Here is an 18,819-nt window from a genome sequence, read left to right as displayed (position 1 = left end):
CATGTCCCAACGACCGCAGACACTCGGTGAGCTACGCGAAAGCGGCTACCAGGTGTTACCTGTCCGCGAAGAAATGCGGCGCAATCTGCTTGCGAAGATTGCGAGTGGCGAGCCGATCTTCCCAGGAATTATTGGCTATGATGACACGGTCATCCCGCAGATCGAGAATGCTATCTTAGCTGGTCAAGACATCATCTTCCTCGGAGAACGCGGCCAGGCAAAGACACGACTTGCCCGTGCCTTAGTGAATCTCCTCGATGAGGAAGTGCCAATTGTTGCTGGTAGCGAAATTAACGATAACCCATTTGCGCCTATCAGCAAATATGCACGCGACCTGATCGCAGAAATGGGCGATAAGACACCAATCGCCTGGATTCGACGCGAGGATCGCTACGCCGAGAAACTTGCCACGCCAGACACAACGATTGCCGATCTCATCGGCGAAGTCGATCCGATTAAGGTGGCTGAGGGACGCTATCTGTCTGATGAGCTGACAATTCACTACGGCCTCATCCCACGGACGAATCGCGGCATCTTCGCCATTAACGAGCTGCCAGACCTCGCCGAACGCATCCAAGTTGGGCTTCTGAACATTATGGAGGAGCGAGACGTCCAGATTCGTGGCTATCGCGTACGGCTGCCGCTCGACGTCTACATCGTCGCAAGCGCCAACCCGGAGGACTACACGAATCGTGGCCGCATCATCACTCCGCTCAAGGACCGCTACGGTGCCCAAATCCGCACGCACTATCCCACTTCGCTCGATGTTGAAATTGCCATTATGGAACAAGAGCGGATGCCGCTCGAAGTTCCAGGCATTGCGATTGTTGTCCCGGCCTTCATGCGTGAAATTGTTGCTGAGTTAACACATCTCGCACGCCGCAGCCACGACATCAGCCAGCGCTCCGGTGTCAGCGTTCGGATGTCAATTGCCAACTACGAGACGCTTATCAGCAATGCAGCGAAGCGCGCTGTTCGGCTCGGCGAGAAACAGGCAGTACCACGCATCAGCGATCTCCCAGCGCTCATGGCATCGACGCTTGGCAAGATTGAGCTCGAGACGCTCGGCGATGTCCAAGAAGAGCGTGTTATCGAGAAGCTCATCAACGGTGCGGTCCTGGCGACATTTAACCGCTACTTTAGCGTTCGTGACTTTGATGATCTTATCCTCGCCTTCGAGAACGGCCTTGAGGTGGAATGCTCCGACCTTCAGCCAGCGATGCGCTATGTTCACCAGGTGGCGCATATCGACAGCCTGCGCAACGCGGTCAGCCGTCTCAACGCAGCTGGCAGCCCGGAGCAGATCGCCGCGGTTGTCGAGTTCGTGCTCGAAGGTCTGCATTTGAGCCGACGACTCAACAAGGATCGCCTGGAAGGGCGGGGAACACGCTATCGCGGATAATCCACCGGCCAGGCAGTAAAAGGAGACGCCAATGTCGAAGACACCGTTCGCATTCCGATACACACGCTGGGATGGCACACAGCAAATCGACTTGCTTGATGCTGACCAGCTCCTCGATGCTATCGCTGACGAAGTCCTTGCTGATGGTGATGTGACTCGTGCGCTACAACGGCTCTTCCGGTGGGGATCAGACAACCCACAGATGCCCCTGACTGGCATGCGTGATCTTCTCGAGCAGCTACGGGCCCAGCGTCAAGAAGCGCTCCGTCGCTATGACCCGAACTCGGTTTTGCGCGATATCGCGCGCCGGCTTGAGGAGATCATTCAAACTGAACGCAGCGGCATTGAGCGACGGCTTGCCGAGAGTCAGCAACGTCTCGCCCAAGCCAGGCAGCAGCCAACGGTGCAGCCACAGACCGACTCAGGGCAATCCAACGAGATGGCTTCTGAGCAAGAAAGCGAAAACACGTTAAGCCCAGAGGAAGCGCATCGGCTACTGGAGCAATTGGCACGCCGCAAGCAAGCATTCCTTGACCAGCTCCCACCGGATCCAGCTGGTCGTATCCAGCAACTCATGCAATATGAATTTATGGATCCACAGGCTCGCCAACAATTCCAAGAACTGCTCGCCTCGCTCCAGCAGCAGATGCTTCAGCAGACCTTCCAAGGACTGCAGCAGGCAATCCAACAGATGACGCCCGAGGATCTCGCAAACCTGCGCCAGGTGCTTCACGAGTTGAACGAGATGCTTGCTGAACGGGCTCGAGGCGGGCAGCCAGACTTCGAGCGTTTTATGCACAAATATGGCCACTATTTCGATCGTAACCTCAAGAATCTCGACGAGTTACTCGACTACCTCGCTCGCCAGATGGCAGCGATGCAGAGCCTGCTCGATTCGATGACGCCGGAGATGCGGCGGCAACTTGCTGACGCACTCGATGCAGCACTGCAAGACCCGGGAATTCGGCAGGAACTTGAGCAACTCGCTCACAACCTTAGTCAGTTGCTCCCCTACAACCCGTATCGGCAGGCCCAACCGTTCACCGGCAGCGAGGAACTCACGCTTGGCCAGGCGCTGCAACTCATGGAGCGCCTCCAGGGGATGCAAGAGGTTGAGGAACAGTTGAGCCATGTGCGCGACTGGCGCGACCTCAATCGAATCGATCTCGAACGCGTTCGCCAGCTTTACGGCGACGAACTTGCCGCTCAGCTTGACCAACTTCGTCAGTTGACACGGATTCTCGAGGAGGCTGGCTACATTCAGCGGACGCGCCGCGGCTACGAATTGACTCCGCGAGGCGTTCGTAAGATTGGGCAGAAAGCCCTGCGCGAGATCTTCCGTCATCTCAAACAGGACCGGATTGGGCAGCATCCGATCCCGCGAGCTGGGCGTGGCGGTGAACCGAGCGACGAGACGAAGACCTACGAGTTTGGTGATCCTTTCTATCTCCACCTGCCCAAGACCGTCATGAACGCGGTCTTCCGCGATGGCCCCGGCAGCCCGGTGCACCTCCATCCCGACGATTTCGAAGTCTTCCGTGCCGAACTCCTGACCCAGTCTGCTACGGTCTTGATGGTCGACATGAGCCGATCAATGCTCTACAACGGCTGCTTCCTCGCAGCCAAGAAAGTGGCGCTCGCACTCGATAGTCTCATCCGAGCCCAGTTCCCCCGTGACCACCTCTACATCGTCGGCTTCTCGTACGTCGCAACTGAGCTTAAGCCCGCAATGCTGCCCCACATCACGTGGGATGAATATAACTACGGCACAAACATGCAGCATGGCTTTATGCTGGCACGCCAACTGCTCTCACGGCACCGGGCTGGAACAAAGCAGATTATTCTCATCACGGACGGCGAGCCGACCGCTTACTTCGACGGCGAGCAGGTGCGCTTCTCCTACCCGCCGACCTATCAGACCTTCCAGGAGACCCTGAAGGAGGTTGCTCGCTGCACGCGTGAGCAAATTGTGATTAACACGTTCATGCTTGAGCGCAGCCCATACATGGCTGGGTTCGTCAGCGAAATGGCCCGCATTAACAAGGGGCGAGCATTCTTCGCCACGCCCGACCATCTTGGGGAATACATCTTGCTTGACTACGTTGCCAACAAACGCACACGCTTGCGCTAGGATTCCATGCCAGGGCAGGCAGCGTCAGAAGGGGCAACGCCAATGAGTAGTTGGCTCTATCGCTACGAAGATATCCTCCGAGCAGTCGGGAAGTTCATTGACACGCACGATCTCCAGGATGTTGTTATCTTACAGACGGAGCAGGGCATTCTGCTCCGTGGCTATCGTCGCCCCTCCGCGCGCGATCCCCGTCCCGACTCTTTTGTCGAGAAGCTTTTCTCGATGGACGAAATCGCCGCTATCCACGAGCAGAGCAAGCGCTTGCGCGGTACTGGCTCCAAACTCTTTCAATAGTTCGTGTGGACCAGAGAGGTGATCGCGAGGATTAGGATGCCTCGCGATCACCTTGATTAAGTAAGTGCCGTGCGAAGAATGCCCCAATCTCCCGGTACGCCTGCAGCCGGTTTGCAAGCTTGACAATTCCATGCCCTTCATCGTCGAACGGCAGAAAGATGACGTCACGCCCACGATCACGCAGTGCAGCGACAAGCTGTTCAGCTTCGCTAAATGGCACCCGAGGATCGTTGCGCCCGTGGATGACCATCAGCGGCGCGGTGATTCGGTCAACCCGAGTTATCGGCGAAATTGCCTCAAGCAATGCTCGATCGCGTTCAAGGCTACCGTACTCTGCTTCGCGCAAACGGCGCCGCCATGGGCCGGTGCGCTCAAGGAAGGTAATGAAGTTCACAATACCAACAATTTCAACACCACACGCCCAAGCCTCGGGAGCCTCAGTCAACGCGGCCAGGGTCATGAATCCGCCATAGCTCGCACCCATGACCGCAATACGATCGCTCCGCACGTCCGGTTGCGCTGCTAACCAATCGCGGGCCGCAAGCAAGTCACGCACCGCATCGGGGCGTTTTTCGACGTCATCCAACGAGAGGTAGGTTTTCCCGTAGCCAGCACTCCCTCGTACATTCGGTGCCAAGACGCCGATTCCCTGGCTCACCAGCCATTGGATCAGCGGGTCAAAGCTTGGTCGAGCTTGTGCTTCTGGTCCGCCATGAACATGCACAACAACAGGAAATGGTTGTTGTGCCGGACGATAGAAAAAGGCAGGGATCTGCCGACCATCGAACGTTGGATAGTGGATGAGCTGGGCAGGAGTAAACGCATCTGCCGGTAACCCCCCGCGACTGCTCCGTGTCAATGGTCGGGCAATCCCCGTCGCAACATCGACACGCCAGATATCGGCCGGCGCGGTTGCACTGCCCCAGCCAACCACAATGGCACGGCCATCTGGCGTCCACGCTGGCCGGACTGGGTCACGTCCACCCGGATCATAGAGCCCTTGCGGAAGCAGTGGGTCGGGCCGATGGACGCCACTCACACGATCAAGGATACGCAAGCGGGAATAGCCGCTTTCGTTGATTGCATAGGCCAGCAAGCGTCCATCTGGACTGAGCGAAGCCGCTTCAATGTCTGCGTCGTCTCGCGTCAGCCGCCAGGTCATTTGGCCATCGTTCAACGATAGTTCGAGAACCCCGAGGAATTCCCGCCCGCGATCACTGAGCGCCACCACTGTTGTACCGTCAGGGGTCAACTGGACATCCTCGAAACGCGCCTCTTCTGTAGGTGGCGTGAGCGGTTCGCTGGTACCAGCTACCAGATCGTAGCGGTACAGGACATGATGACGTGGCGTCACTGTCTGGTGCACGATGAGCGTCTGCCCATCAGGTGTGAATGCAACGGGCGTGTAAGTCCCATCAGCCTGGAGGAGCACACGCCGCTCCCCACTCTCCACATCGAGCAACACGACGTCGAAGTAGGCCGGGTGCCGTGCATTCGTGGCGTAGGCAAGCAGACGGCCGTTTGGATGCCAGGCCCCAAAGGTATGAATAACACCTGGAGCAACCGCAATCGGCCGCACTGTTGTGCCATCAGTGTCAAGGAGGAAGAGTTGCCAGCGTTCATCACCGCCATGATCTGCAGCGAAGACTATGCGTCCATCTCGAGGCGCATAGGAACCATGGAGGACGCGGTCAGCTAATACCGTTCGCTGCTCTGGCCAGCCGCCATCGATCGGCATTTCCCAGAGCTGCGGCGAGCCTGTCAGCGTGGTGAGGAAGAGGAGAGCCTGGCCATCTGGGCGAACACGCGGTCCCCACGCCTGCCGGACCTGGAAATAGGCTTCTAGCGGATACCCTGCCACGAGACAACGCTCCCTTCTCGTTCGGCGTTATGATCGCGCGCCCGCCCGGCCCCTGCAACAGGCCCACTCCATAGACATCACTGTCTCCACGCCGGCGATCTGATTAGTCTGCATGCCCACCCCAACGCGCGAGCCAACTCGCCAGTTCAGCCTCCATCGCCCCAACATAGAAGGCATCGGGCAAGGTGAACCGGAACGCTGGACTCGGCTGAGCAAGGAAATCAACATCGATAGCACCAACCTGCTGCGTTCCTGCAATGAACCAGCACCGGCCGGCACCACTCGGCTCAGGCGCAGGAGCATCGGCAGCGAGTGTGCGCGCCAGATCACGGGCAGCAACCTCGGCCTCAGCCTGGGCAAAGACCGCAGCCTTGGGCAACGCAACCCCGTTCGGCAGCGGCACACGGGTCACATCGCCGACGGCCCAGACACCATCGACCGCAGTTCGCATCGTCGCGAGCGCTGCCGTTATCCAGCCGCTCTCATCGACGAGCCCGGCCTCACGTACCACTGCCGGCGGCTGGTGAGGTGGGACAACGACGAGCAGATCAAATGGTTCACGCTTGCCCGAGGCGAAGAGAACTTCTTGGCGATCATAGTCGACAGTCTGCAACTGCTCACCAGTCACCAGGGTCACGCCACGCACAGCCAGTAACTCAGTTAGCTGCTCGCTAATGAGTGGGGGCGCGATGGCTAAGGGCCGCGGCTCGGGAGTAACAATCGTGAGTTCAGCACGCTCACGCAAGCCACGTTCTCGGAGGAGGTCATCGATCAGCAAGATGCCTTCATAAGGCGATGGAGGGCATTTATAGGGAAGGCGAGCGACGACGAGTACAACCCGTCCCCCAGCGAAGCTTGCTAGGCGCTCCCGCAAATGGAGCGCACCGGGTAGTGTGTAGTAGTGGCCAGCGAGGCCATGTTCGACCGCTTCCGCAAGGCCCGGCACGCTGTCGACGCTCACCTCAGCGCCTAACGCCACAACTACCGCATCGTAGGCTAGCTCGCCCTGGCTTGTTTGCACGCGCCGGTTTTCGAGATCGATATGCGTGACTTCCGCCTGATGGAAGACAATACCCTCACCCAGCGCTGGCGCCACATGTGCCGTTACAGCTTCAGGCGTACGCCAGCCACGCATCACGAGCAGGAGCGAGACACCCAACCGCTGTTCGTCTGTCCGATCGACAACAGTGACAAGGTCAGTTGGCGGTAGCCAGTGTCGAATTCCTTGTGCGACCGCTAATCCACCCGGTCCCGCTCCTAATACGACAACATGCCGACTCATTGCTCATGCTCCCTCCCAACTGAATCGCACGCTTTACCACGATTGTAGCTGCCCTTGTTTTCCAGAACAGGGACACGTAGAATCTTCCCGGCAAAAGCATGTGGGAGGTTTGAGCAGATTTGGAATACTTTTGTAAGGTTTTTTCTGATGCTGACACGGTAGGACGTCTGCACCAATGAGGAATGTGCTCCGGGCTGGCACACGCGCCAGCGCCCTTGCGCGCGCCCAAACAGCCATCGTCCTTCATCAACTCCGCACTGTGACGCAGCAGGCAATCGAGGTCGTGCCAATCACAACCCACGGTGATCGCGACCAGCATACGCCCCTCCATGCAATCGGTGGACAAGGGGTCTTCGTCCGAGCCCTCCACGAAGCACTGCTGGAAGGTGCTATCGACTTCGCTGTTCACAGTGCTAAAGATCTGCCAACCGACTTACCCTCGGGCATTGCGCTGGCAGCCGTCCTCATTCGAGATGATCCCCGCGATGCCGTCATCACCCGCAGCGGGCAGCCACTCGCCGCGCTGCCTCCGGGAGCCCGGATCGGCACAAGCTCTTCCCGGCGTATGGCCCTGCTTCGTCATCACCTGCCGCACCTTACTTCCGTGCCACTACGCGGCAACGTTGATACACGACTCCGCAAGCTTGATACCGGCGAGGTCGACGCTGTTATCCTCGCTGTTGCTGGGCTGCATCGATTAGGCTTGCTAGACCGGATTGTCACTGCGTTGCCGCCTGAGGACTTTATTCCTGCTCCTGGCCAGGGCGCGCTAGCCGTGACGTGCCGCATGGATGACGCAGCCCTGCAGTCACTGCTTCGTACGCTCGACGATCCCGCAACGCGTACTGCCGTTGAGGCCGAGCGCGCTTTTCTGCGTGCGCTCGGCAGCGGGTGCTCGTTGCCAGCAGGAGCATACGCAACCGTGGAGGAACAGACGGTTCAGATCGTCGCTTTTCTTGCCAGTCCGGAAGGAGACCGGCTGGTTCGTGCATCGCGCCGCGTTCCTGTTGCCGAGGCTACTACGGCCGCAACTGCGCTAGCAATTGCACTGGCTGAGCGCCTTGAGCAACCGCTGGAGGCACGCCATGCACCCTGAAGCCCTCAGCAACGAGTCAACACGCCCGCTTGCAGGTTGGCGCGTGCTCGTCCCCCGCGCCGAGGACCAGGCTGAAGAAACATGCGCCATGCTTGCTGCGCTTGGCGCTGAGCCAATTCGTTGCCCAGTTATTACCTTTGCCCCACCTGACGACATTGCAGCACTTGACGCCGCGCTGCGCCGGTTGGCGGCCGGCACATATGACTGGGTCGTTTTTACCAGCGTCAATGGCGTTCGCCACGTACACACTCGACTCCACACGCTAGCTTTGCCCGTGACAACGCTTGCGCAAGCCAGGATTGCAGTCATCGGCCCGGCCACAGCTCACGCACTCGAAGAGCTTGGCCTCCATCCAGCGCTCGTACCATCGAGCTACATTGCTGAAGCGGTCGCTGATACGCTCATTGCCCAAGGTATTCGCGACCAACGTGTCCTGATCCTGCGGGCCGCAGAAGCCCGGCCGGTTCTGCCGGAGCGTTTGCGTGCTGCTGGGGCGATAGTTGACGTGGTCGCCGCGTACCGCACGGTTCCGGCACCGCCACCACCGCACGTTCTCACGCTCCTCCGTCGTGGGGACATCAATGCCGTGCTCTTCACCAGCGGCTCAACGGTCCACAACCTGATCGCAGGTCTTGGGCCGGACGCCCCTCGGCTGCTTCAGCGCGTCCGCCTCGCCTGTATCGGCCCAGTTACCGCCGATGTTGTGCGTGGATACGGCTTACCAGTAGCCGTGGTTGCCGAAACGCATACCGTGCCAGGACTGCTCGCGGCACTTGTCGCCGCCTCTGTCACAGAAAGGAGCCAGGGATGAGTTTCCAGCTCGACGATAGCCAAGGGCTTGGCACACGAAGCGGAACGCCATTCCAGCGCTTCCGCCGATTGCGCCGTACCGAGGGCTTGCGTCGTCTTGTCCGCGAGACTCGGCTTTCGCTGGACGACCTCATTTATCCGCTCTTCGTGACGTATGGTGTGGGCATCCGACGCGAGGTGCCGTCTATGCCGGGTGTCTATCAGCTCAGCGTTGACCAGCTTGCAAGCGAAGCAGAGGAACTCGCGACACTTGGTATCGGCGCTGTCCTGCTGTTCGGCATTCCGGAGCACAAAGACGAGCGAGCATCGGGCGCGTATGACGAGAACGGCATTGTCCAGCAAGCAGTGCGCGAACTGAAACGATGTGCGCCTGAACTTGTAGTGATTACCGATGTCTGCAACTGCGAGTACATGTCCCACGGCCACTGCGGCATTGTTAGTCCAACAGGAGAAATTCTCAACGATCCCACGCTCGAACTCCTCGCCAAGACAGCGGTTTCTCATGTGCGTGCTGGAGCGGATATGGTTGCGCCGTCTGACATGATGGATGGGCGGGTCTGGGCTATCCGTCAGGCGCTTGATGCCGCTGGCTTTGTTGAGACGCCGATCCTCTCCTATGCCGCGAAGTTTGCCTCAGCGTTCTACGGTCCCTTCCGCGACGCAGCAGAGTCAGCGCCAGCCTTCGGTGATCGGCGCTCCCACCAGATGGATCCCGGGAACCAGCGTGAAGCACTTCGCGAGATTGCTGCTGACCTTGAGGAGGGCGCCGACGCCATCATTATCAAGCCCGCGCTGGCATACCTCGACATCGTCGCACTAGCACGTCAACGCTTTGATGTACCGATCGCGGCTTACAACGTGAGCGGTGAGTACGCAATGGTCAAAGCTGCGGCACGCAACGGCTGGATCGACGAACGCCGCGTTGTTCTTGAGTTGCTTACTGGAATCAAGCGAGCCGGCGCTGGCATGATCATCACCTACCACGCGAAGGACGTTGCCCGATGGCTCCGTGAGGAAACTGGCACAACGTCACTCGCCCGCCCGCTTGCGGTGTAAGGCTGGAAGGAGGCGGAGCGATGCTGGCGTTGACTCGTTCAACGAAGCTCTGGGAGCGGGCCCAGCAGGTTCTCCCGGGTGGTGTCAACAGCCCTGTGCGAGCATTCCGTGCAGTTGGTGGCACCCCGCCGTTCATTGTCCGCGGACAAGGTGCGATCCTCGAAGACGCTGATGGCAATCACTATCTCGATTACATCTGCTCGTGGGGTGCACTCATCGCGGGGCACGCTCACCCAGCAGTTGTTGACGCAGTGTGCTCGGCCGCTGCCCATGGCACCAGCTTCGGTGCTCCGACGCCTGCTGAAGTTGAACTGGCAGAGCTTGTCTGCTCGCTTGTGCCTTCTATCGAGCAAGTGCGCTTCGTCAACTCAGGTACCGAGGCGACCATGAGCGCCATTCGCCTCGCCCGCGCTGCGACCGGTCGCTCCAAGATCGTCAAGTTTAGCGGCTGCTACCACGGCCATGCTGATGCACTCCTTGCCACCGCCGGTTCAGGCGTGTTGACACTTGGTCTGCCTGGCACACCAGGCGTCCCATCGGCCGTCGTCGCCGACACCATCTCCCTCCCGTATAACCTACTCGACCCCGTCAGGCAGGTATTCGCTGAAGTCGGCGAGCAGATCGCGGCGGTTATCGTCGAGCCTGTCGCTGGCAACATAGGTGTTGTGCCGCCCGAGCCCGGGTTTCTTGAGGGGCTGCGCGAGCTTACCGCTCAGCATGGTGCGCTCTTGATCTTCGATGAAGTGATCACCGGTTTTCGGCTGGCCCCTGGCGGTGCCCAGGAACGCTATGGCATTATGCCTGACCTCACATGCCTCGGAAAGATCGTCGGCGGTGGGCTTCCAGTCGGCGCATATGGTGGCCGACGTGACCTGATGAGCCTGGTGGCACCAAGCGGGCCGGTCTATCAAGCTGGGACGCTCTCCGGCAATCCGCTTGCAATGGCAGCTGGGCTAGCAACACTCCGCCTCCTCCAGGAGCCCGGTCTTTACGAACGACTCGACACGCTGAGCCAGAGATTAGCTGAAGGGCTCCGCGCTGCCGCAGCCGCTGCGAGCCTGCCAATTACAGTGAACCAGATAGGCTCAATGCTGACCGTGTTCTTTACCCCTGGGCCGGTTGTCGACGAGGCGAGTGCGAAACGAAGTGACACAGCGGCCTTCGCTCGGTTCCACCGGATCATGCTCGAGTCTGGCATTATGCTGCCACCCTCGCAATTCGAAGCATGGTTCGTCTCGCTCGCTCACACCGAGGCTGATATCGAACGGACAATCGAGGCTGCTGGAGCAGCATTTCGCGCTTGTATGGCATGAAGGGGATGATCATGGCGGTTTGGTGCCTGACAATTAGCCATCGAACCGCACCGCTCGTCCAACGAGAGTCCCTGGCGCTCACGCCCGAGCAACAGGCAACACTCACAGCGACGCTTGCTGGCAACGGCGGCGAAAGTGCCATCTTGGCAACCTGTAACCGCCTAGAACTCTACTGGCTTGCTCCACCTGGTCCTGATGTCGCTACTGTTCATACTGTCCTTGCCAACATCACCGGCGTAAACACTCTTCTGATTCCGCAGATTGCGCGTGTCGCGAGCGGCGAAGCAGCTGCTCGTCATCTCTGCCGGGTCGCTGCAGGGCTCGAATCACAAGTTCTTGGCGAGCCGGAAATCCTCGGCCAAGTGCGCCAGGCACAAGAGGCTGCTCGCGCCGCAGGAACACTTGGGCCGGTGCTCGACCGGCTTTTCACCCTTGCGATCACCGCCGGCAAGCGGGCACGCGCGGAAACCGCGATTAGCCGTGGCCCAGGTTCCGTCGCCCACGCCGCTGTTCAGCTTGCCGCCAAGCGTCTCGGCGGGCTCTCAGGCCGCCGTGTATTCATCCTTGGGGCTGGCAGTACTGGTCGGCTGGTCGCGCACATTGTCCGTTCCTATCATCCCGCCTGGCTCGGCATTGCCAACCGCACACGGGCTCGCGCCGAAGCCGTCGCCTCCGCAGTCGGCGCCGTTGTCGTGCCGTGGGAAGCCCTGCTGCAGCCTCTCATTGATGCCGACGTCCTGTTTGTCGCCACTGGTGCATCCACGCCAGTTATCACTGCAGCAGATCTTGCTCCGATTCTTGCGCAGCGTCACGACCATCCGCTCGTTATCATTGACCTTGCACTGCCGCGTAACGTTGAACCAGCAATTGCGCTGCTCCCTCACGTTTATCTCGCTGATCTCGATGCCCTGCACAGCGTCTGTCACGAAGGGCTCGCGGCACGCGTTGCAGCAATCCCCCAAGTTGAAGCGTTCGTGGAAGAAGCCGTTGCGGCATTCCAGGAATGGGAGCGCACACGGGCTGTTTCCGCCCAGATCGCTGCCCTCTGCGCATGGGCTGAGCAAGTACGCGACGCGGAGGTTCAGAAAGCGCTCCGCAAGCTTCAGCATCTCAGTGAGCGTGATCGCGACGTCGTGCTTGGTCTTAGCCAAGGGCTTGTCCACAAGCTGCTCCATCGGCCCATCGCGGCCTTACGCGCACACAGCGACGATCCAACCCTATCAGAAGCCGTCAAGCTACTGTTTGCTTTAGACCAGATCTCCCTTACGTCCTAAGAACAATGTACTGGACGATTCCCCCGAAAGGGTTGGCCAAATCAGTTGTCTGGTAGATCTGGCCCTGGTATCCCTCATGCTAACGCGTACTCCGCTGAGGGGTGCCAGATGCGGTGGACAACCGTACCGGAAGAAGATCGAGAGTGGCTTGAGCGCCTCACGTGGTTGGCTGAACAGCGGGCAGTTGATCAGTCTACCCGGGAAGGAACGATGTCCGCTGCATGGTGGAGGCACGCGATGCACGCGCAGGCAACGGTGCAGCACACCACGTCGTCGCCACCAGCTAGTTCATCATCGCCTCCCAGCCCACCATCGCCGCCTACTGCCGGGACAGAGCCTTCGCAGCGCCTCGGTGAAGCGCTTGTCGCCTGTGGGCTCATCACGGCTGAACAACTCGAGCACGCGCTCGCCATTCAGCAACGGACAGGCGACCGCCTTGGACGCATTCTGATTGCACTCGGTGTTGTCAAGCGCCAACAACTTTACCAAGTCCTGGCAGAGCAATGGGGATGCCCGTTCATTGATCTGGTCAAAGAGCCTGTGGATGAAGCATTGGCTCGACAGTTTCCCCCCGATGTCCTGCTCGCACGCGGCTGCTTCCCCGTCCGGCGCGAGGACAACCGCGTGCTCGTTGCAACGGCTGAGCGGCCTTCTCCTGAACTCGTTCAGTTCATCCACGAGCATCTTGGGACAGTCGAGGTCGTCCCCCTCGCAACGACTGACTGGGACATTGCGTACGCTGTCCGAACGGTATTCCGTGCTTTCCTGCTCGACCACGCTACTTCAACTCTGCTCCAGCGAAGCCCAGACGAAAGTGCCCACCGCGTCCTGACCACGTGGCAGAAACTCGCCAGCGTGCTCTGCCTCGTTGTCTTTGGTATCGGGCTCTGGTGGGCAACGGTTCCAACGCTTATCCTCCTCTCAGCCGTTATCAATGTGTGCTTTATGGCAAACGTCCTCTTCCGCTTTGCTGTGGCGATGGCTGGCGCGGAATTTGAGCACATACAAGCGGTCAGCGAAGAGGAGGTGGCAGCACTCCGCGATGATGAATTGCCGATGTATACCGTCCTCGTCCCCGTCTACCGCGAAGCACGCGTGATCCCCCAGCTCATCGAGCATCTTGCTCAGCTCGATTACCCGGCGAGCAAACTCGAAGTGCTGCTGCTCTTGGAAGAAGACGATACGGAAACAATCGCAGCAGCACAGGCCGCTCACCCACCTGAGACGGTCACCTTCGTGATCGTGCCAAACGGGCAGCCGAAGACAAAACCCAAAGCGTGCAACGTCGGGCTCTTCTTTGCCCGAGGTGACTACCTTGTCATCTATGACGCTGAAGATCGTCCAGAGCCTGACCAACTCAAGAAAGCCGTCGTCGCATTCCGCAAGGGTGGCGACGATCTCGTCTGTGTTCAAGCGGCGCTCCAGTACTTCAATGCAGAAGAGAATCTCTTAACCCGGATGTTTGCACTAGAATACGCTTACTGGTTCGACTACATGTTGCCTGGACTCGACCACCTACGCCTTCCGATCCCCCTTGGGGGAACAAGCAACCACTTCCGCACAGATCGACTCCGCGAACTTGGCGGCTGGGATCCTTTTAATGTTACTGAGGATGCCGACCTTGGTCTCCGGGCTGCTGCTCGCGGCTACCGTGTCGGAGTTATTCCAAGCACGACATATGAGGAAGCCGTGAGTCGCTATCGCGGATGGGTTCGACAGCGATCTCGCTGGGTCAAGGGGTACATGCAGACAGCGCTCGTCCACTTACGGCACCCGCTTCGTCTGCTGCGACATGCCGGCTGGCGCACGTTGCTCGGTTTCCTTTTCTTAGTTGCTGGCACCCCACTCACGTTCCTGGCCAATCCAGTCATGTGGCTCCTCTATGTTGGCTGGCTCATGTTTCGAGCGCACGGTATCGATCAGCTCTTCCCACCGCCGGTGCTCTACGTTAGCCTCTTTGACTTGCTCATCGGCAACGGGCTGATGATCTACCTCAGCATGCTTGCGGTCTTCAAACGCCGGCGGTACCGCTTGATTCCTTTCGCGCTACTGAACCCGCTCTATTGGATTCTCCACTCGATCGCTGCCTATAAGGCGCTCTGGCAACTCATTTGGCGGCCGTTCTATTGGGAGAAGACGGAACATGGTGTCAGTCGCCTCGTCACCTCCGCTGCCGAGTCAAAGGCAACCTGATGCCCTGCGTCTCGTCGATCGCCGATGGTATGAACACCTGCTCCGAGCTATCGGATTCGGAATACCAGTCATTGCACTGGGACTGGCGAGCGCGAGCCTCGGGTTGTTGAGTAACCAACACGCGCATATCCTTGACAAGGCCTTCCTGGCCCACGACACTGGCCGATTGGAATCAATCGGATTTCTCTATCCGCCACTTCCCTTTTTACTGGCAGTGATCCTGCCGTCGCCGTGGGCGCTCGCTGTTATCGGCGGCTTAGCCGCTGGAGCAACTGCCTGGCTGCTATGGTACGGCCTTCAGCGTACTACACTTGACCCCATCACCCGCAGTCTGCTTTTAGCAGGTACCATCGCCACGCCCTCGCTACTCTTTCTGGCAAGTCAACAGATTAGCGACATGCTGCAGCTCCATCTCTTCCTGGTGTCCTGGTTTTACTACTTGAACTTCATCCGCTTGCGCCATACCTGGAGTGGCTTTACTGCTGGCCTCATCTTGGGCCTAGCGTTCTTCGCTGGCTTCTCCGCACTGATCGCCGCACTCGCCCTGGCATTCCTTACGCCGCTCTTTTCCCCGCCAGAAGATCAGCGCGTCGAAGCTCGCGTTGCTCAAGCACTCGTGATTCTGTTCCCAGCACTGTGGGCTGCTTTCAGCTGGGGCTACACGTCATGGACGTTCACCGGCCACTGGCTCGATTACCTCACTGACCCCACTGCTCCCGTGACGCTGCCGCATTCACTCGCTGAGCTCAGTGTGCGGGCATGGGATGTGACGCAACAGATGGTCCATGAATTGCCGCACGCTCCGCTTTTCCTTGGCATTTTTCTCCTGGTCTTACGATACCAGCCACGGGGAGCGATCGGACTGGGCACGCTCATCCCCGTGATCTGGCTTATCCGGGTGCTCGGATTCCCCTTTGGCACAGCCCTTACCATTGCGACATTGACCGTGATCGCTGTTGCAGGGATTTCTCGGCGTATTTCACGCCGCTGGGGACCAGTGCTCGTTGCCCTCGTCGTCCTGCAGATTCTCGTCAATACGCTTGTCTCACCACCAGCAACAGAACTTCGTGCATGGATTCAAGCACTCGTTCACTGGCAGCAACCCCCAACAGCCCAAGCAGAGCGCCAATTTGCTCGGTCCCTTGTCGATACCATGCCGCCACACCATATCCTCGCCGACGACCGTAGCGCGTATCGTCTCGTCGCGCAAGCAGGGACAGCGCAGCCGTTCCTCCTCCCCGCCGATCAGGGCTTCGACCAAGTGCTTGCTCAGCCCTGTGGGCGAGTTCACATTGTTCTCGTTTCCCGTATGCCAGCTCCTGGGGATCGTGTGAGCGCGCGCTATGCCATCACGCCACCCCCAGGTTTCACGCTTCGCACAACATGGGGCGAGTGGCTGGTCTATGCTCACGACCCCGCAATGCCATGCCCATCGACCAGTTAGCCAGCGTTGCGCAGCCCCGCAGCAATCCCGAGAATCGAGAGTAACAGAGGCCGTTCGAGCGCCGCACGCTCAGGTGCGTCAGGTGGAAGCGTGCGATAGCGCGCAAGCAGTGCCACCTGGATAGCGCTCAGTGGGTCGACGTACGGATTGCGCAGGTTGATTTGCCGCGCAAGAACAGGATGGTGAGCAAGGAGTGGAGCACCACGCGTCTCTTCGAGCAAGGAACAGGTCTCTGTAAACGCCTGTGCAATTATCGGGAAGAAACGCTCAGCAAGATCGGCCGGGACAAGCCGCAAGTAGGTGCGCGCAACGCCGAGGTCAGCCTTGGCGAGAGCCAGCGCTGCACCGTCGAGCACGGTGGCAAAGAACGGCCACGATTGCGCCATCTCCCGCCGGAGCGCTGGCGGGATTGCTCGTAAGCCCTCAGCAAGGCCATACCAACCTGGCAAGAGTAGCCGCACCTGCGTCCACGCCATCACCCATGGAATTGCCCGTAGTTCACGGATATTGCGGATCATGGTGCTGCGGGCAATCGGGCGGGAAGCAATCTTGAGCGCGCCGATCTCACGCAGCGGTGTCAAGGCTAGGAAGAAGTCGAGGAAGCCAGGTGCATCAACGAGTTGCCGATAAGCTTCCTCCGAACGCGCCGCTGCTTCCGCTAATGCCTGTCGCCATACGTCTGGAACTGGCAGACCCGCTCCTCGATGATCACGTGCAGCAGCGAGACCGAGATGGTAGACCAGTTGCTCGAGGTTGCGCAAGGCCAGTTCTGGATGACTGTACCGATCAGCCAGCGCCTCACCTTGCTCAGTTAAGCGCAACTGACAGCCGACGGTCCCTGGCGGCAAGCTCGCAATTGCACGCCCAGCCGTACCACCCCCGCCACGAGCCGTTGACGTGCCGCGGCCATGGAAGAACCGAACCGGCACCCGAAACTCACGAGCAACGGCGCTGAGGGCTTCTTGTGCTTGGTAGAGGGCCCAATTTGCTGCCAAGTAGCCGACATCTTTATTGGAATCAGAGTAGCCGATCATGATCTCGAGGCCGCCACGCTTGTGGACGTGGGTGAGGAAGAGTGGCAGCGCGAGGAGCTGCCGCAGTGTTTCAGGCGCAGCCGCAAGATCGGCCGCTGTCTCGAAGAGCGGGACAACATCGAAGGGCAAGCCATCGCCAGGACGATAGAGGCCAACCTCTCGCGCGAGGAGGAACACCTCTAGGACATCCGATGGCGCACGACAGCCGCTAATGATGTAGGCTCCGCGCTCGCGCCAGGCACGCAATGCGCCGAGTGCCACCGCCAGCGCGCGAGTGCGTGGCTGGTAGCCGACCGGGGCAAGCGGGCGTGCCGTAGCAAGCTCGCGGGTTAGCAATGATGCACGCGCCGGCAGAGAAAGCGAGAGATAGTCTGAACATACGCCCCCGGCAGCCAACAACTCGGCCACTGCTTCAGCATGCGCTGTAACATGTTCACGGAGATCAAGTGGGACAAACGCAAGCCCGAACGTTTCAGCGCAGATACGCAGCGGGGTGACAAGCACCCGTGCAACCGGCTCAAGACGAGCTTGTATCAGGCTGGCCTCGGTTTCAGCTAGAATCCGCACGACGTGCGCGGGGTCTATGCTTGATGCCCCAGGATGGGCAAGTAACTGCTGAAGCTGACGGCGTAGCGGCTCGAGACGTCGGCGGAACGGTTCACCAGGAAAGCGCTCGGCCACCTCTGGGTCAGCCTCGTCTCCAGCTTGGACACCTTCAGGCAAACGTTCAGCAGCCAGGGAGAGATCACGGATAAGCGCATCGAGCGCGACTACATAATTCCGTGCTGCTTCGGCCTGCGCATAGTCCTGTGCCCATGCTGTGACATCTGGAGTGACATGAGGGTTACCATCGCGGTCACCGCCAATCCAACTCCGAAAACGGATCGGACTGGGCAACTGCGGGCGGACACCGTAGATCGCTTCAACCGCATGCTCGAGGCCAGCAACTACCCGCGGTAAGGCATCCCACAAGGTCGTCGGCAGGTAGCTGAGGCCGCCGCGCACTTCGTCAGCAACCGTGGGCGCGCGCACCCGTAACTCACGCGTCATCCACAGGAGATCAACGCGCGCCTGGAGCGCTTCCTCAACCACTTCGCCACGCTCAAGTGCATCAAGCAACGCGTTGAGGACTTGAAGATGGTGACGCAAGGTACGGCGCCGTGTCTCCGTAGGATGGGCAGTCAACGTAAGCTCAAGGCGCAGGCTTGTCAGCAGCGCAATCGTTTCATCGGCTGACCAACCAGCAGCTTTGAGCGCGGCGACCAGCGCGAGCAGTGACTCGGGGCGCGGCGCCTCAGGCGTACTTTGCCGCTCGCGAGCACGGTTGACCCGAACACGGTGACGTTCTTCGGCGAGATTGACGAGGTGGAAATAGGCGGTGAACGCGCGCACTAACCCTTCGGCTTCTTCGGGAGTTAGGCTCGCAACGCGCGCCATGAGGGCCTCTCGCGCAGTGGGATCGTCTGGCTGACTACGAAGCTGCTTGGCCAGGGCTCGCACGTCTTCTTCTAGCTGGAAGAGCGCTTCGCCGGAGAGGCGGCGAATTGCGTTGCCGAGGAGCCGTCCAAGCAGGTCAACTTCCCGCCTGAGGGCAGCATAGAGCACATCGTCGCTGGCTGAGAGCGTCAT

The 18,819-nt window shown here is 59.6% G+C and carries 13 protein-coding genes; 10 read left to right on the top strand and 3 right to left on the bottom strand.

Annotation, left to right across the window (positions count from 1 at the left end):
* Window position 1: 1 nt before the first annotated feature.
* From N675_RS00710 to N675_RS00700, 3 genes are read left to right on the top strand one after another with little or no spacing between them, the layout of a single operon-like run.
* Window positions 2-1,402, top strand: a complete 1,401-nt coding sequence (locus tag N675_RS00710) for a sigma 54-interacting transcriptional regulator (protein WP_038037398.1) — start codon at window positions 2-4, stop codon at window positions 1,400-1,402.
* A 31-nt stretch (window positions 1,403-1,433) separates the two neighbouring features.
* Complete coding sequence (locus tag N675_RS00705; RefSeq protein WP_038037396.1) at window positions 1,434-3,533, top strand: VWA domain-containing protein; 2,100 nt, start codon at window positions 1,434-1,436, stop codon at window positions 3,531-3,533.
* Between the two features lie 42 nt (window positions 3,534-3,575).
* Window positions 3,576-3,827, top strand: a complete 252-nt coding sequence (locus tag N675_RS00700; protein WP_038037393.1) for a hypothetical protein — start codon at window positions 3,576-3,578, stop codon at window positions 3,825-3,827.
* A 31-nt stretch (window positions 3,828-3,858) separates the two neighbouring features.
* Here N675_RS00700 and N675_RS00695 read toward each other — a convergent pair whose 3' ends face one another.
* Window positions 3,859-5,688: a S9 family peptidase gene (locus tag N675_RS00695; RefSeq protein ID WP_038037392.1), complete on the bottom strand. Its 1,830-nt coding sequence runs from the start codon at window positions 5,686-5,688 to the stop codon at window positions 3,859-3,861.
* A gap of 103 nt (window positions 5,689-5,791) precedes the next feature.
* Window positions 5,792-6,970: an NAD(P)/FAD-dependent oxidoreductase gene (locus N675_RS00690; RefSeq protein ID WP_038037389.1), complete on the bottom strand. Its 1,179-nt coding sequence runs from the start codon at window positions 6,968-6,970 to the stop codon at window positions 5,792-5,794.
* 175 nt (window positions 6,971-7,145) lie between these two features.
* Between N675_RS00690 and hemC the strand changes: the two genes are divergently transcribed.
* The 7 genes from hemC to N675_RS00655 all read left to right on the top strand — a co-directional run bounded on the left by hemC (window position 7,146) and on the right by N675_RS00655 (window position 16,156).
* A complete protein-coding gene (gene hemC / locus N675_RS00685; RefSeq protein WP_038037384.1) occupies window positions 7,146-8,066 on the top strand; it encodes a hydroxymethylbilane synthase in 921 nt (306 codons plus the stop codon).
* On the top strand, window positions 8,056-8,877 hold the full coding sequence (locus N675_RS00680; protein ID WP_051913710.1) for a uroporphyrinogen-III synthase: 822 nt from the start codon (window positions 8,056-8,058) through the stop codon (window positions 8,875-8,877). Before hemC ends, N675_RS00680 begins: the two co-directional genes overlap by 11 nt.
* Window positions 8,874-9,932: a porphobilinogen synthase gene (gene hemB, locus N675_RS00675; RefSeq protein ID WP_051913709.1), complete on the top strand. Its 1,059-nt coding sequence runs from the start codon at window positions 8,874-8,876 to the stop codon at window positions 9,930-9,932. The genes N675_RS00680 and hemB overlap by 4 nt, the downstream gene beginning before the upstream one ends.
* Before the next feature lie 20 nt (window positions 9,933-9,952).
* Window positions 9,953-11,245 (top strand): glutamate-1-semialdehyde 2,1-aminomutase, encoded by a 1,293-nt coding sequence (gene hemL / locus N675_RS00670; RefSeq protein WP_038037383.1) that lies wholly within the window; start codon window positions 9,953-9,955, stop codon window positions 11,243-11,245.
* A gap of 11 nt (window positions 11,246-11,256) precedes the next feature.
* The gene (hemA, locus tag N675_RS00665) at window positions 11,257-12,519 is read left to right on the top strand and encodes a glutamyl-tRNA reductase (RefSeq protein WP_038037381.1); all 1,263 of its coding nucleotides are present in this window, start codon (window positions 11,257-11,259) and stop codon (window positions 12,517-12,519) included.
* Window positions 12,520-12,627: 108 nt separating this feature from the next.
* Window positions 12,628-14,712 (top strand): glycosyltransferase, encoded by a 2,085-nt coding sequence (locus tag N675_RS00660; protein WP_231577876.1) that lies wholly within the window; start codon window positions 12,628-12,630, stop codon window positions 14,710-14,712.
* A complete protein-coding gene (locus N675_RS00655; protein ID WP_038037380.1) occupies window positions 14,663-16,156 on the top strand; it encodes a hypothetical protein in 1,494 nt (497 codons plus the stop codon). Before N675_RS00660 ends, N675_RS00655 begins: the two co-directional genes overlap by 50 nt.
* On the opposite strand, the gene N675_RS00650 is transcribed toward N675_RS00655, so the two are convergent.
* Entirely contained in the window at window positions 16,153-18,819 is a 2,667-nt protein-coding gene (locus tag N675_RS00650) for a phosphoenolpyruvate carboxylase (RefSeq protein WP_038037378.1), read from the bottom strand. The two genes, N675_RS00655 and N675_RS00650, sit on opposite strands and share 4 nt — an antisense overlap.

The organism is Thermorudis peleae (genome assembly GCF_000744775.1).
Lineage (GTDB): Bacteria > Chloroflexota > Chloroflexia > Thermomicrobiales > Thermomicrobiaceae > Thermorudis > Thermorudis peleae.
Note: the sequence above shows the minus strand (reverse complement) of the source record. Positions and strands in the feature narration are given on the sequence as shown.

Coding starts and splice junctions, on each gene's coding strand:
- hemL (WP_038037383.1), top strand. CDS start 9,953: ATGCTGGCGTTGACTCGTTCAACGAAGCTCTGGGAGCGGGCCCAGCAG.
- N675_RS00650 (WP_038037378.1), bottom strand. CDS start 18,819: ATGACGCTCTCAGCCAGCGACGATGTGCTCTATGCTGCCCTCAGGCGG.
- N675_RS00655 (WP_038037380.1), top strand. CDS start 14,663: ATGGTGTCAGTCGCCTCGTCACCTCCGCTGCCGAGTCAAAGGCAACCT.
- hemB (WP_051913709.1), top strand. CDS start 8,874: ATGAGTTTCCAGCTCGACGATAGCCAAGGGCTTGGCACACGAAGCGGA.
- N675_RS00710 (WP_038037398.1), top strand. CDS start 2: ATGTCCCAACGACCGCAGACACTCGGTGAGCTACGCGAAAGCGGCTAC.
- hemC (WP_038037384.1), top strand. CDS start 7,146: ATGAGGAATGTGCTCCGGGCTGGCACACGCGCCAGCGCCCTTGCGCGC.
- N675_RS00680 (WP_051913710.1), top strand. CDS start 8,056: ATGCACCCTGAAGCCCTCAGCAACGAGTCAACACGCCCGCTTGCAGGT.
- hemA (WP_038037381.1), top strand. CDS start 11,257: ATGGCGGTTTGGTGCCTGACAATTAGCCATCGAACCGCACCGCTCGTC.
- N675_RS00660 (WP_231577876.1), top strand. CDS start 12,628: ATGCGGTGGACAACCGTACCGGAAGAAGATCGAGAGTGGCTTGAGCGC.
- N675_RS00690 (WP_038037389.1), bottom strand. CDS start 6,970: ATGAGTCGGCATGTTGTCGTATTAGGAGCGGGACCGGGTGGATTAGCG.
- N675_RS00700 (WP_038037393.1), top strand. CDS start 3,576: ATGAGTAGTTGGCTCTATCGCTACGAAGATATCCTCCGAGCAGTCGGG.
- N675_RS00705 (WP_038037396.1), top strand. CDS start 1,434: ATGTCGAAGACACCGTTCGCATTCCGATACACACGCTGGGATGGCACA.